This is a genomic window from Vibrio sp. 10N (genome assembly GCF_036245475.1).
Classification (GTDB): Bacteria; Pseudomonadota; Gammaproteobacteria; order Enterobacterales; family Vibrionaceae; genus Vibrio.
This window is the reverse complement of sequence record NZ_BTPM01000002.1, coordinates 72,703-86,948: the sequence shown is the minus strand read 5'-3', so window position 1 is coordinate 86,948 and position 14,246 is coordinate 72,703. Positions and strand designations below refer to the sequence as shown.

The 14,246-nt window shown below is 47.1% G+C and carries 10 protein-coding genes; 7 read left to right on the top strand and 3 right to left on the bottom strand.

The features are described from left to right. Window positions 1-163 precede the first annotated feature (163 nt). On the bottom strand, window positions 164-1,684 hold the full coding sequence (gene exaC, locus AAA946_RS16700; RefSeq protein ID WP_338165931.1) for an acetaldehyde dehydrogenase ExaC: 1,521 nt from the start codon (window positions 1,682-1,684) through the stop codon (window positions 164-166). A 346-nt stretch (window positions 1,685-2,030) separates the two neighbouring features. Between exaC and AAA946_RS16695 the strand changes: the two genes are divergently transcribed. The 4 genes from AAA946_RS16695 (at window position 2,031) to AAA946_RS16680 (ending at window position 7,284) form a co-directional block, all read left to right on the top strand. Next, window positions 2,031-3,821, top strand: a complete 1,791-nt coding sequence (locus tag AAA946_RS16695) for a sigma-54-dependent Fis family transcriptional regulator (protein ID WP_338165930.1) — start codon at window positions 2,031-2,033, stop codon at window positions 3,819-3,821. A 254-nt stretch (window positions 3,822-4,075) separates the two neighbouring features. Continuing rightward, complete coding sequence (speA, locus tag AAA946_RS16690; RefSeq protein WP_338165929.1) at window positions 4,076-5,986, top strand: arginine decarboxylase; 1,911 nt, start codon at window positions 4,076-4,078, stop codon at window positions 5,984-5,986. Next, window positions 5,987-6,913: an agmatinase gene (speB, locus tag AAA946_RS16685; protein WP_338165928.1), complete on the top strand. Its 927-nt coding sequence runs from the start codon at window positions 5,987-5,989 to the stop codon at window positions 6,911-6,913. A 137-nt stretch (window positions 6,914-7,050) separates the two neighbouring features. Beyond that, window positions 7,051-7,284 carry a CG2 omega domain protein gene (locus AAA946_RS16680; RefSeq protein WP_338165927.1) on the top strand — a complete coding sequence of 78 codons (234 nt, stop codon included), beginning with the start codon at window positions 7,051-7,053 and terminating at the stop codon, window positions 7,282-7,284. A 70-nt stretch (window positions 7,285-7,354) separates the two neighbouring features. Here AAA946_RS16680 and AAA946_RS16675 read toward each other — a convergent pair whose 3' ends face one another. Further along, entirely contained in the window at window positions 7,355-7,873 is a 519-nt protein-coding gene (locus AAA946_RS16675; protein WP_338165926.1) for a DUF2058 domain-containing protein, read from the bottom strand. Window positions 7,874-8,099: 226 nt separating this feature from the next. Between AAA946_RS16675 and AAA946_RS16670 the strand changes: the two genes are divergently transcribed. The 3 genes from AAA946_RS16670 (at window position 8,100) to AAA946_RS16660 (ending at window position 12,142) form a co-directional block, all read left to right on the top strand. Further along, a complete protein-coding gene (locus AAA946_RS16670) occupies window positions 8,100-8,876 on the top strand; it encodes a sulfite exporter TauE/SafE family protein (protein ID WP_338165925.1) in 777 nt (258 codons plus the stop codon). Window positions 8,877-9,024: 148 nt separating this feature from the next. After that, the gene (gene ggt, locus AAA946_RS16665; RefSeq protein WP_338165924.1) at window positions 9,025-10,761 is read left to right on the top strand and encodes a gamma-glutamyltransferase; all 1,737 of its coding nucleotides are present in this window, start codon (window positions 9,025-9,027) and stop codon (window positions 10,759-10,761) included. Window positions 10,762-10,918: 157 nt separating this feature from the next. Beyond that, on the top strand, window positions 10,919-12,142 hold the full coding sequence (locus AAA946_RS16660) for a DEAD/DEAH box helicase (RefSeq protein ID WP_338165923.1): 1,224 nt from the start codon (window positions 10,919-10,921) through the stop codon (window positions 12,140-12,142). Window positions 12,143-12,185: 43 nt separating this feature from the next. Here AAA946_RS16660 and AAA946_RS16655 read toward each other — a convergent pair whose 3' ends face one another. Beyond that, window positions 12,186-13,709, bottom strand: coding sequence for an Lcl domain-containing protein (locus AAA946_RS16655; protein ID WP_338165922.1), 1,524 nt, complete (start codon window positions 13,707-13,709; stop codon window positions 12,186-12,188). Window positions 13,710-14,246 lie beyond the last annotated feature (537 nt).

Here is a 14,246-nt window from a genome sequence, read left to right as displayed (position 1 = left end):
GTTGCGCGATTTGTGGTATTTAGAAAACAGAGTCCGATATATAGCTGACATTTAAGCTGTAAATATCAGCACTGGTATAGGAGTGCTAATTTCACAAAAAAACCGAAGCCCAATGGACTCCGGTTTCATCAGTAAGTTTCAATCCACTAGGTTCAGTCAAATATTAGAAAAAACCTAGTGGACTGGTTGAGTAGCTGACCAACAGATTCTTGGTGTTTTGGTAATGACCCAGAGCCAGTTTGTGCGTTTCACGGCCGATGCCCGATTTCTTATAACCACCAAACGCTGCATGAGCTGGATAGGCGTGATAACAGTTCACCCATACTCGGCCCGCCTGAATTTCTCTGCCCATGCGATACGCCAAGTTGCCGTTTCGTGTCCAAACTCCAGCACCCAAGCCGTAGTCTGTATCATTGGCAATCGCCAACGCTTCAGCCTCATCTTTAAATGTTGTAATCGCAATTACTGGCCCAAAAATCTCTTCTTGGAACACACGCATTTTGTTGTTACCGGCAAGCATGGTTGGCTGAATGTAATAACCTTGCTCTAAATCGCCCTCTTGCTTACTCATATCTCCACCAATGATCACTTTCGCGCCCTCTTGGCGACCAATCTCAAGGTAGCTCATGATCTTATCAAACTGCTCTTGTGAAGCTTGGGCACCAACTTGCGTGGTGACATCGAGTGGGTTGCCTTGTTTGATGCCGCGAGAACGTTCTTCAAGCTTAGCAATGAACTTATCGTAGATAGACTCTTGCACTAACACGCGAGATGGACAGGTACATACCTCACCTTGGTTAAAGAACGCAAGCAAGGTACCTTCAATACACTTATCCAAGTAATCGTCGTCTTGATCGAAAATGTCTTCAAAATACACATTTGGAGATTTACCACCCAACTCGACTGTCGATGGAATCAAACTCTCTGCCGCACATTTCAAGATATGGTGACCAATTTCAGTAGAACCAGTGAAGGCTAATTTGTTGATACGATCACTCGTCGCCAAGGCCTGACCTGCTTCTGCGCCGTAACCGTTAACAATATTCACCACACCTGGTGGTAGCAAGTGACCAATTTTCTCCATCAGCATCAAAATAGACGCTGGCGTTTGCTCTGCTGGTTTAAGAACCACACAGCAACCCGCTGCAAGTGCTGGTGCTAGTTTCCATGCGGCCATGAGCATAGGGAAGTTCCAAGGGATGATTTGCCCAACAACACCAACAGGTTCAGGGAAGTGATAACTCGCCGTTGTAGCATCGATATCAGCTGCCGTACCTTCTTGCGCTCGGATACAGCCAGCAAAGTAACGGAAATGATCCACAGCTAGAGGAAGATCCGCAGCTAACGTTTCACGAACGGGTTTGCCATTCTCCCAGGTTTCAGCCACTGCAAGTGCTTCAAGGTTCTGTTCAATTGCATCGGCAATTTTAAGCATAATATTGGCGCGCTGTTCAACGCTGGTTTTGCCCCAAGATTCTCTTGCTGCGTGTGCCGCATCCAACGCTAAATTGATGTCTGCTTCACCTGAGCGAGGAACCTCACAAAACGGTTTGCCATTCACTGGTGACACGTTATCAAAATACTGACCATTTACCGGCGCTACCCACTCACCTCCGATGTAGTTTTCGTAACGGCTTTTGTAACTGACGACGGCGTTTTCTGTTCCTGGTTGAGCGTAAATCATGTTTATTCCTTTTTTCTATTTTTCAGACTGTTGGCAGCACTTTCGCAACAAGAAAAACGAGCTGTTGCAAAAACGTACAGTGATAAAGGCAACATTTACGCCAAGCTAAATGCTTTAAATGTTATAATTATGTAAATTTATGATTAATATATTTTTATTGTACTGTCTTTGGGTGACACTCATTTGGGTCATCAAACCCTCACTGTTACAAGATGCCACAGCGTGTGACACCCCGCTGTTACAAGTTGGCACAGTCGCTATTGGTCACTGAACAGCAAAAAACAATCGTAAAAGGGCAGTCAGTCCTATCGGCAGGAAAACTGGAACACTCACATTCGGGAACGTTATGTTAGTTACGCAGATACAAAACAACAAAACTTGGTTAAAAGATTCTTGGCGACGCAGCGTACAAGCAGGTTTAAGCAGCCGAAAGCAGCCCGATGACAGACGCATCGATAGCGAAGACATCAAGTCACGCGCAGAGCAGCACCAGTCACTGATCCAAGTGGTTGAGCAACATGCCTATCCCTTGTTTTGTCAAATATTCTCCCGTACCGACAGCCGTCTGATCCTCGCTGATACTCAAGGCGCCATTATCAAAACATGGGGACAAAAACGCTTTCGCGAAAAACTCACCGAAATTGCACTCGACCAAGGGGTGGTTTGGGATGAAAAGCTCAAAGGTACCAATGCCATTGGTACCGCATTAATCGAAAAGCGCCCTATTTCAGTCATCGGCGGCGAACACTTCATTCGTTACCATCAATTTATCAGTTGTACCGCCAGCCCCATTTTTGCCCCCGATGGCAGTTTGCTTGCCGTGCTTGATGTCACTAGTGAGTATCAAACTCATAACGATGCGACTCAGGTACTCATTCAATCTATGGTGCAGAAAGTCGAGAGTGAGCTACTCAATCACATTCCTGACGCCGCTCTGCGCATTCGTATCGGTCATGATCGCTCAGTACTAGATAGCGGCTGGCAAGGAATTGTCGTCACCGATAAAAATGGTCAGGTGCTGGCACAAAACGCCATCGCATCGAGCGTCCTTGCCAACCAAATCCAACCCGGAGATGCCATCGATAGTGTTATCGGTTCGCTGACTATGAACCAAATCAGTAAAACTGCGCAGTTTTACTATCAGGTTGAAGCGGTGCGCGGCAAAGCAAAGATTCCATTAAGCAGCACCGTGACCTCCCTGAACAAATCGGGTTCCTGCCCGCTTCACTTCGGAGACAGCACTATTGAGCAGTTATGGACACAAGCGGCCAAAGTCATGGACAGGCGAATTAGCTTAGTCATTGGCGGTGAAACTGGCTGCGGGAAAAATGAACTGGTCAAAGCGCTGCATCAACAAAGTGACTTGGCAAACAAGCCCCTTATCTCTATCAATTGTGGAGCACTTCCTAAAGATTTGATTGAGTCGGAGCTGTTTGGCTACGCCCCTGGTGCTTTCACTGGAGCCAACAATAAAGGCTTTGAAGGTAGGTTCCGCCAAGCCAATGGCGGCATACTGTTTCTGGATGAGATTGGCGATTTGCCACTGTCTGCGCAATCTCGTCTGTTGCATGTTCTGCAAGAGAAAGTGGTCTCTCCTGTCGGCTCTCCAAAAACCTACCCCGTTGATGTTTACGTGATTGCCGCCACACATGCTAACTTACAGCAGCAGGTCGCCAGCGGTGAATTTCGTGAGGATCTCTGGTATCGACTTGAAGGCTTAACCATTACCTTGCCACCAGCAAGAGAGCGTGACGATCTAGAGGCGCTTATCTGCCAACTATTTCACCGCGAAGCGCCAAAGCAGACCCTCTCCCCTTCCCTTTTGGATGCCATGATTCACTATCAATGGCCGGGAAACATTCGCGAAATCCTCTCCGCCTGCCGTCTGCTCGCAGCGCTGTGTGATGAAGCGGTCATCACTCCTGCTTCTATCCCCACTAACCTCCACCAAAAATGGTTTGCGTTAAAAACTGCTGATGATCGTGGCGAACAAAACTTGCGTTCGACACTGGATCAAACACTGATCGCCACCTTTAATAAAACCAAAGGTAACGTCAGCCAAACGTCTCGATTACTCGGAATCAGCCGCAACACCATCTACCGAAAACTGAAAAAGCTCGGCTACAACCAAACGTAATCGAAAAGACAAATATCTTTTGTTAGACATGAGGGGTGATTTGTCCGTTAATGCGCACAAATCTTGAGTATGCGCTCCACAACAATAAGCACTCAAGATCCTGTTCGTGAGCATCATGGAAGATCATCACGGGGTTTGATTTTTCAGGTAAATGCTTCTTCTCAATCATCAAATCGAGCAACAATTCGAGCCATATACCCTAATCAAGTATAGAGATGAGCGACAGCCTGAACACATGATAAGTGAGACATGCTGTGACAACGACTTCAAAGCTTGACCGCGTGCGCGCGGACTACAACGTCCAATACTGGAGCCAGAATTTCTTCGGAATCAATGACGAAGGGGATGTCATTGTTTCTCCGCATAAAAATGGTCAGCACCAAGTACCACTCACCAAAATTGCTAAAGCTCTGGAAGATAACGGGCTGACGCTACCGGCATTGGTACGCTTTCCACAAATCATTCATCAACGCGTTCATGGTATCTGTGATGCTTTCAACCAAGCTATTCAAGATTACGGTTACCAGAACCAATACTTGTTGGTCTACCCAATTAAAGTAAACCAACAAAAAGATGTGGTTGAGCAAATCCTAGAGAGCCAAGCGGAAGCGGAAACCAAACAACTCGGCCTAGAAGCAGGCAGTAAACCAGAACTTATGGCGGTTTTGGCGATGGCACAACGTGCCAGCTCTGTGATTGTTTGCAACGGCTACAAAGACCGTGAATACGTGCGCTTAGCACTGATTGGCGAAAAGTTGGGTCACAAGGTTTTCATCGTTCTCGAGAAGCTCTCTGAACTTGATATCGTATTAAAAGAAGCGGCTGCGCTTAACGTCAAACCACGCGTGGGTCTACGTATTCGTCTTGCCTCTCAAGGTGCGGGCAAATGGCAATCAAGTGGTGGTGACAAATCCAAATTCGGTTTGTCTGCCTCTCAAGTACTGCAAGTTGTCGACCGCCTAAAAGCGCAAAACCAATTGGACATGCTGCAACTTGTGCATTTCCATTTGGGCTCGCAGATGGCCAACATTCGCGATGTGCGAAATGGGGTAAACGAGGCGGCTCGCTTCTACTGTGAACTTCGCAAGATGTCTGTACCTATCTCCTATTTCGATGTAGGCGGTGGTCTAGCGGTCGATTATGACGGTACACGCAGCCAGTCGAGCAGTTCTATGAACTACGGACTTGCCGAGTACGCTCGTAACATCGTGAGCACAGTTGGCGATGTATGTGCGCTCTATGAAGAAACCGCACCGGTGATTATTTCTGAGTCTGGTCGCTCGCTAACCGCGCACCATGCGGTACTGATCACTAATGTGATTGGCACAGAAAGCTATAATGTTCAGTCTGTTGATGCTCCAGCAGAAGAGGCTCACCCTTTGCTTCAGAATATGTGGCAAAACTGGCAGAGCCTAAAAGGCGGCACTGATGCTCGCGCTGTCATCGAGATTTACAACGATACCCAGAGCGATCTAGCAGAAGCCCACACCTTGTTTGCATCGGGTGTGGTTGATCTACATCAACGAGCTTGGGTAGAGCAGCTCAGCCTAAGTATTTATGGTGAACTACATCGCCAAATGGACAACAAGAATCGCTTCCACAGACCGATTCTTGATGAACTTAACGAACGATTAGCGGACAAGTTCTTCGTGAACTTCTCTCTATTCCAGTCAATGCCAGACGCTTGGGGTATTGAACAGGTATTCCCTGTTTTACCACTGTCGGGGCTCGGTGGAGAAGAGCAAACGCGCGCGATCATGCTGGATATTACGTGTGACTCGGATGGTACCGTTAAGCAATATGTGGATGGCCAAGGCATTGAATCTACCTTGCCAGTACCAGCATGGAACAAAGATGAACCCTACCTAATGGGCTTTTTCCTTGTTGGCGCGTATCAAGAAATTCTTGGCGATATGCACAACTTGTTTGGCGACACTCACAGCGCCGTTGTGAACGTTACCGATGAGGGTGAGTTTGAGTTTACCGCAATCGACCTAGGCGATACCGTCGAAGACATGATGCGCTACGTTCACATTGACGTAGACGCGATTAAACAAAACTACAAAGAGCTGGTTGAACGCCACATTGCGGCTGACGAACAAGCGCTAATTTTAGAAGAACTAGAGTGCGGCTTAACTGGCTACACCTATTTAGAGGATTTTTAAATGAATGATTTGTTTACTAAAACTGATTATTCACTGTATTCGAACGCAATGACCTTCTTGCGTCGACCTTACGTGAAAAACCCAGTCTCTGCAGACGCAGACGTGGTGGTTTTTGGTGTACCTCTAGACATGGCGACTTCCGGTCGCCCTGGCGCTCGTATGGGGCCAGACGCGATTCGCCGCGCTTCGGTTAACCTAGCTTGGGAAGGCAAGAAGTTCCCTTGGGATTTCAACGTATTCGACAAAACCAAAGTGATCGATTCTGGTGACTTGGTGTTTGATACTGGTGATGCCGAAGACTTCACTTACCGTTTGGAAGCGGCGACTAGCGAGATTCTAAAGAGCGGCAAAACCATGCTTGCTCTAGGGGGTGATCACTTCATCACTCTGCCTATCTTGCGAGCTTACGCTAAACATCACGGCGAGATGGCATTGATTCACTTCGATGCTCACACTGACACGTACTCAAACGGCAGTAACTACGACCACGGCACCATGTTTTACCATGCGCCAAAAGAAGGTCTGATTTCTGCCAAGCATTCCGTGCAAATTGGTATTCGTACTGAGTACAACTACGACGACCACGGTTTTAACGTGATTAACGCCATGCAAGCGAACGATCAAAGCGCAGAAGAAATTGTGGCTCAAATCCGCAGCATCATTGGTGATAAGCCAGTGTATATCACTTTCGATATCGACTGTTTGGATCCAGCGTTTGCTCCTGGTACTGGTACGCCGGTTTGCGGCGGTTTGAACTCAGACAAAGTGTTGAAGATCATCCGCGGCCTAGCAGGCATCAACGTCGTCGGTATGGATGTGGTAGAAGTATCACCTCCTTACGATCAAAGCGATCTTACAGCACTGGCTGGTGCGACGATTGCGCTTGAACTGCTTTATGTTTGGGCAAGCAAAGAAGCCAAAGAATAAACCGTACACCAACAGCGAGGTCATCTAACCTCGCTGTTTTTGTATGCCATCACCTTACGTGGCGCAAAATGACAAATCCCTTATCTAAGCTCGTTTAAACTGCACCTCATCCAATCACTCCATGAGGCACAAACACAATGCGTAACCTACTCCTAATTTTCGCAGCACTTCTACTACCAGTATCAGCAAGCTATGCAGGCATCTCTATTAAAGGCGATAACCTTGAGCTCAGCGAAGACTGTATTAGCTATGAATCCGATCGTGTTCGCATTGAGTCTGAAGAGTGTGATAACAAACACCACAAGAAAAAAGACAATAGCAGTGTTCATGGCAAAAAGAACCCTGGTAAAGGGCATGATAAGAAGAAGTAGTGTCGAAATATACAATAACGCCCCAGTGTACCAAGTATACTGGGGCGTTTTGAGGTATGCAGAAGTCGCGTTACCACATCAGATCATCTGGCACCACATATTGCGCGTATGGGTCATCTTCTTCAACGACTTCTTCTTTCACGTCGTTTTCGATAATGGTCTCTTGGTCACGCTCGGCGATCTTCTTCGCAACGATCGTTGGGATCACTGCGTAGCCCTCTTCTAAACGTGCAATAGACAAGTGACCTTTACTTAGCTGGTCACGCACGTCTTGAGTAACATAAATCGACTTGACCAAAGTACCGTCGGTGAAGTTGTACTTAATGTCACCGTTGCCATGCTCAATAGTGTTAAGAGTGATCAGTTGCTTCACCTGAGCTTTGATTTCTTTGCTCAGTTTTTCTTCATCACGCTGCTTGTTCAGTGCTTGATCGCGCTCTTTTTGTGCCGCTTTGTTCTCTTCAACGGCCGCTTTAGCTTCGCGCGCTTGAACACGTGATTTCTTCGAGCCTTTCTTGGCTTTTTTCAGTTTCTTCTCGTTGACCAGACCTGCTTTTAGCATCTGCTCTTGAAGGCTTAGTTTCGACATGGAATGCAATCCTAGTTTGTTCTCACAATTGTTGGCATGATCCCAAGAAAGCCCGACAAGAGCAAGCCCCAAGCGGGAGAATATCGGCGATTTAACTCTCAGATGCCCGCCGAAAGGCATCGATGGATGATGACTCAGAGATCACGCTTCGGAATGCTGGTTTTGAGAATGAGTGAGGTTTGAGCTATGTTGGCAAACACTCCCCATCCCATTGATTTTACCGATTATGCTGCTCGACCTATCACAGATTGCTTTACTGTTTATTGCTGGTGTCTTCGGCGGTGTACTCAATTCTGTAGCCGGCGGTGGCAGCTTTATCACCTTTCCAACACTATTGTTTGTCGGCATCCCACCCATTGTCGCTAACGCGACCAACACGTTCGCCGCGTGTGCCGGTTATTTAAGTGGCACCTATGCGTTTCGCCGAGAAGTGCTTAAAGACCGCGGCAATTTACTTAAAGTCGTACTACTCAGTATCGCCGGAGGCATTAGTGGCAGCTACCTACTGATCATTGTGTCGGAGCAACAGTTTGTCAGCGCAATACCTTGGCTATTGCTTTTCGCCACCTTGCTGTTCATTTTTGGCGATCGTATTAATGCTCGGCTGCAAGCGGCAAGCAGTCATCGTAACCTAGGTGGGGTAGTCGCGTTTGGATTAGCGCTGTTTTTGTTCCTTGTGGGTGTTTTTGGTGGCTTTTTCAACGCAGGACTTGGGGTGATTGGCCTAAGCTACCTCGCGGTTGCTGGCTACAAAGACATCAACTTGATGAACGGTTTGAAACTTCTTATCTCGACCTGCGCGTCAGCGATTGCCATCGTACTGTTTGTTTTTAATGGTCTCATTGATTGGTCTTCAGGCATTGCGGTCATGCTCGGAACACTGACTGGCGGTTATGTCGCAGCGCACCTTTCAAGACAGCTACCGCAAATCTATGTGCGACGCTTTGTCACCCTAAGCTCCATCGCCATTACCTGTTATTTCTTCTACGACACTTACCTATAACGCCAAATTATCACCAACACCTGCCTTATCAGGCTCTGACCAAGTGATAACAAAGCCATGACCTAACGGTCAAACAAGCATCAAGTGGATATGTTACTGATAGCACCTACCCTTATTTGTATCCATGACACACCGTTTAGAGGCTTTTATGTCATTTCGTATCGCGTTGATCGCTACGCTTGTTTCATGCTCGGTAACGGCGCAGCCTGATCCGTTCCCTACTGAACCCAACGACACTGGTAAATCCTTTATGGTCAGTGCCACCAACCCTTATGTTACCAGCACGGGCTACTCCATTCTCAAGCAAGGCGGTAACGCGGTCGATGCGATGGTCGCGATGCAGTTGGTGATGTCAGTAGTAGAGCCTGATATGACGGGTATTGGCGGCGGCACCTTTGCTCTCTACTACGACAACAAAGCTAAATCCTTTACCGCTTACGATGGTCGTGATGAAGCGCCTTCCAGTGCGACGCCAGATATGTTTTTGGATAAAGATGGTAAAGCGATTAGCCGCGACGACATTTTGGGCCCTCGCTCCGTCGCTATTCCAGGTACGCTTAAGCTTCTTCAGCACACTCACGAAAAGCACGGCAAACTGGATTGGAAACAGCTTGTACAGCCAGCTATCGATTACGCTGAAAACGGCTACTCGATGAACAGCTACACCTATGACATCGTAGTGCGTGAACAAACCAGACTTATCCATGATCCAGAAATAAAAGCGCTCTACTGGGAAGGTGAGACCATCCGCCCAACAGGCACTAACATGACCAACCCTAAAATGGCTGCGACACTTAAAGCCATTGCCGAGCAAGGCGCTGATTATCTATACCGAGGAGACCTTGCAAAGCACATTGTCGAAACGGTCAACGCTCGCCTCGAAAAAGACCAAGCGAAACTCTCTCTCACTGACTTTGCTAGCTATCGTGTAAAAACCCGCGATATCGTTAAGTCTAACTACCGTGGTAACGACATTGTCTCATTCGGTTATCCCGCTTCTGGCGGCGTATTGGTTTCCCAGTCTCTCGACATGCTAGAAAAATACGATATTGCTTCTATGCCCATCACCACGGCAGAACCTTGGCGACTGATGGTTGAAGCAATGCGCCTTGCCAAAGAAGACCGCATTGCCTACGCCGGCGACCCAAGCTATGTCGATACGCCCGTTGAAGCATTGCTCGATAAAGACTATATCGATGATCGCTTTGACATGATCCCAGAACAAGGTGCGGGTGATAGCAAAAACATCAAGCCAGGATTACCCGAGGTAGCGACACCTGCTGCACACGAAGGCTTTGAAAGCCAAGATACTGGACACATTTCTATTGTCGATAGCGAGGGTAATGCCATTGCTATGACCAGTACCGTCGGCACGGGTATGGGCTCTGGTGTTATGGTGGACGGCGTGCTGCTGAATGCTCAAATGGCCAACTTCTCATCGATTCCAAGCTTAAACGGTAGACCAGTACAAAACGCCATTGAAGCAGGCAAACGTCCTCGCTCTGCCATTACCCCGCTGATGGTGTTCGATAAAGATGATAATCTGCGTCTCGTTGTTGGCAGCCCTGGTAGCTCGCAAATTCCGGGTTATGTGCTAAAAACCATTGTCGGTATTGTCGATTGGAACCTATCCGCTCAAGATGCGATTGATCTGCCGAACATCCAATACGGCACCAAAATCGACCGCACTAAGCCATACAACCCAACAGGCTTATTGGTTGAGAAGCGTACCTTCGCCGAATCTATGGTGCCTAGCTTTGCTGAAATGGGCTACAAGGTTCACGTTATTCCTGTGGTCAGCGGCCTGAATGCCATTGAAGTTAAAGATGGTTTGTTGCATGGCGCAACGGATCGACGCAGGGCTTCGACCTCATTAGGGGATTGATTTGAGGAGGCTAAAAGCAGGTGCTTTTAGCCTTTTTTATAGAGTTAGCGGCTAGATAGTTAAAGAGACAAGCACGTTGCAGAGATAAACTCGTTACTATCTGTGGTAAAGTGCACGCCGCTTCCCAATCAGAACAACCAAGATTAAGACCAACACTATGCCGTTTTCTCAATTCTCTCTCAGCCAAAAACTCGTTGCAGCGCTGCCTGATACCTTTCGCTCAGCTACGGAAATTCAAACACTCACTATTCCTGCGATTTTGAATCAACAGGACGTATTGGCCATCGCTAAAACAGGAAGCGGCAAAACACTGGCGTACGGCTTACCACTGTTGGAACAGCTTCTCGAGACACCATCACAGGCGCTCATACTGGTACCTACTCGCGAGCTTGCCTCACAAGTCAATGACACGCTCTCTCTGGCAGCTCAGCATACGGAGCTGACATCAATCAGCATTTGCGGAGGGGTGGATAAAGAACAGCAAAAAGCCGCTCTTACCAAACAACCAAATGTTATTGTCGCAACTCCAGGCCGCCTGCTTGAACTACTCACTGAAAACGCGCTAATGGCCAGCAACATTAATAAACTGGTTCTTGATGAAGCTGATCGCCTGTTAGAAATGGGATTTTGGACGGATGTTCAACGCATCATCGAGATGCTGCCAGCGAAGCGTCAGACGCTGATGTTCTCGGCCACCTTCCCTGAATTACTCGAAAGCCAAGCCAAAGAGCTACTCATCTCGCCAGCACTCATTGAAGTGAAGAAGGCGGAAGATGCAGAGCCAGCGATAAAAGAAACGCTGTACCTCGTTAATAAGGGAAGCAAAACCAAAGCGCTGATTGATCAAATCAGCCGCCATAACTGGCGTCAGGTTCTCGTCTTTATTGGTGCTAAAGATAATGCTGATGCACTGTGCAAGAAGTTAAACAAAGCAGGACTGCACGCTGCCGCACTGCATGGCAACAAAGATCAGGCAGAGCGAGAAGCCACTCTCGAGCAATTCAAGCAGCAAAAGGTCAACGTACTGATCGCAACAGACTTATTGGCGCGCGGTATCCATGTCGAGCAATTGCCTGTGGTTGTAAACTTTGAACTGCCATCCAATGCCGAGACCTATGTACACCGTATCGGCCGCACTGCAAGAGCAGGACAAACCGGTATCGCGGTCTCATTGTTATGTCATGGTGAGGCTGAGTACCTAACCGCGATTCGAAAAGTCACGCAACGTGAGCTTGAACTACAGCAACTCGACGGTTTTCCCGTTACTGATAAACCTTCTACGGGTGAAAGTAAGCGAGCACCGCGTGATAAGCAAGCAAACCGCAGAACTAACAAGAAAAAGAGCATTAAGCAGTTTCAGGGAAAGACTAAGCGTTTCTAATTAAAAAGCAGAGCTTCGGTTCAAAGCTCTGCTTTATAAAGTCTTATTTTCTAAGAGGACGCTTTGGTAACTCATCCTCCGAAATAAAACCATCATTATTTCGGTCGATGCGGGAAAAGTCATTTTTCAGCGGCCCTCGTACTTCAGACCTTAAGAGTTTTCCATCGCCGTTGCTGTCCATATCCGCTATTGGATCACGGCCTTTTTTATCACCCTTTTTTTGGTCGCCGTCGCTCGCAGCACTAGCCGAGAGAGTATATTGCTTGGTTTCACGTTCTACTTTGGTTGGATTTTCCTCGTATTGGGTGTCTTGGTCAGTCACGCAGCGAACGTAGTTTTCATAGCGAACCGCATCACCTTGGGGGCCATGACCCTCGGGATAGTCTACACCGGTATATTGTTTAGGATCGCTACGCTGAGCGCCAGCACCATGTACGTCAATCCATTTGCCATTAATGTAGCCAAGCGAACGTCCAAAGGCGATATAAGCCGCATTGTTCGCATTCTTTAAGTTATTGTGGGTGGTGCTACTCCAATAATTTGGATAATCGAGCTTTCCTCCTTCGTTGATCATAGTGCTGGCTTCGAATACAGGGTCAATAGCGGCACTATTGGTTGTATCTGGGGAGCGAGAGTAGTCCACGATTGATTGTAACTCTTTGATATTTGGCATTCGCCAATCGCTTCTGCCAGCAAGTTCTAGATTTTCACAGTATTGTATTCCAGCAAACCAATCCATCCCTTGTTGGCTATCACCCTGCTGCCAAGTTAGACCTGTCGCTTTATCTGTGATTGTTTTGTCACCGTTATCAACTAAGTTATTAACGCCATAACTCGTGTTCCCTCTAACCGTCAGGAGATAAAACGTTTTTTCACCGCCTCTTGGAGAAGTTGCGCCATAGCCCTTGATTCGACCATCGATGAAGTTCACACCAAAAATAGTTTCATCGCCATTCATGGTCGTTGATACGTATTTGGTTGAACTTAGGTATTGAGAGTCGATCAATCGCTCCCCGGCTTCCATATCACCAGACTCAAAGCCAAATACGGAATGGTCGATAAACGGCATAATGGAGTATGTACCAGCTCCATTGATGCCACTAGGGTCTTCGCCATCAAACAGCATCAAAGAGTACAACTCTTTAATGGTTGGAACACGCCAATCGTTATGTCCTCCCAATGTAAGACTAGAAGCATACGCAACGCCTTCATCGTAAGTGACTTTATCGTCGGCGGTAATTTTTCCATCACCATTGAGGTCCGTCGTTTGAGCCCAAACTAACCCCGTGTTGTTATCTGTTACCGTGCCATCACCATGAGTGGTATAGCTAGGCACATATCCTTGATATTGCGCATCTCGACCAAAGGTTCGCTCACTTAGGCACGAGCCCATTGTGAAATAGTCGCCGGAACAAACAGTTTGGTTTGTATCAACAATGGTATAGGTCATTTGGGCGAACGAGCATGTACTGACACCCAATAGTGCAATGACCCCAAGCAGTTTTACTAAACGACATAGGCAGCAGTTAAGTCCTATTAACGTTTGAATTAATGTTGATTGGCCCATAGTGCCTCCTAATAAGTGAACGAATTAATCTTGAAATCATTCTTTTCGAGCCTATTACTATGAGTCCAAAATGTGCAGAAAATATAGAGATGATAAAAACTTCTAGTTACGACTCTTCACACAACACAATTTCTGTCGATATCTGCATTTTCTTCAAACTCCCTACACATTATTTAATTAACCTGCGAATCAATCCGATATCAATAATCTATCTAGGACTGATAAATGAACAGAGTATTGGTGTTTCTACTCTCACTTCTCGCTCTCACGATACTGCCCTCACTCGTTATGAGAGCATTTGTTAAACACGCTCTCTGGTCGTCCTTTTAGCAGACAAAAAGGTTCACCTGAGGCAGCCTCCTAAACATAACGCTTTACAAGGAAACGAAACTGTTATGAAAAAGCACTCTCAAATCGTATTCGGTGGCTCACTATTTTTGAGCGCTGGAATATTAGGTGTCCTCACAATAGAAACCGTCATCCGAATTCTAATCGTCTGTGCTCAGTGGTTGAGTTTTTTAGTCAATTAGCGCTCAT

Excerpts from the sequence above, each read along its gene's own strand:
- speB (WP_338165928.1), top strand. The coding sequence starts at position 5,987 with ATGAATGATTTGTTTACTAAAACTGATTATTCACTGTATTCGAACGCA.
- exaC (WP_338165931.1), bottom strand. The coding sequence starts at position 1,684 with ATGATTTACGCTCAACCAGGAACAGAAAACGCCGTCGTCAGTTACAAA.
- AAA946_RS16660 (WP_338165923.1), top strand. The coding sequence starts at position 10,919 with ATGCCGTTTTCTCAATTCTCTCTCAGCCAAAAACTCGTTGCAGCGCTG.
- ggt (WP_338165924.1), top strand. The coding sequence starts at position 9,025 with ATGTCATTTCGTATCGCGTTGATCGCTACGCTTGTTTCATGCTCGGTA.
- AAA946_RS16695 (WP_338165930.1), top strand. The coding sequence starts at position 2,031 with ATGTTAGTTACGCAGATACAAAACAACAAAACTTGGTTAAAAGATTCT.
- AAA946_RS16655 (WP_338165922.1), bottom strand. The coding sequence starts at position 13,709 with ATGGGCCAATCAACATTAATTCAAACGTTAATAGGACTTAACTGCTGC.
- AAA946_RS16675 (WP_338165926.1), bottom strand. The coding sequence starts at position 7,873 with ATGTCGAAACTAAGCCTTCAAGAGCAGATGCTAAAAGCAGGTCTGGTC.
- AAA946_RS16670 (WP_338165925.1), top strand. The coding sequence starts at position 8,100 with ATGCTGCTCGACCTATCACAGATTGCTTTACTGTTTATTGCTGGTGTC.
- AAA946_RS16680 (WP_338165927.1), top strand. The coding sequence starts at position 7,051 with ATGCGTAACCTACTCCTAATTTTCGCAGCACTTCTACTACCAGTATCA.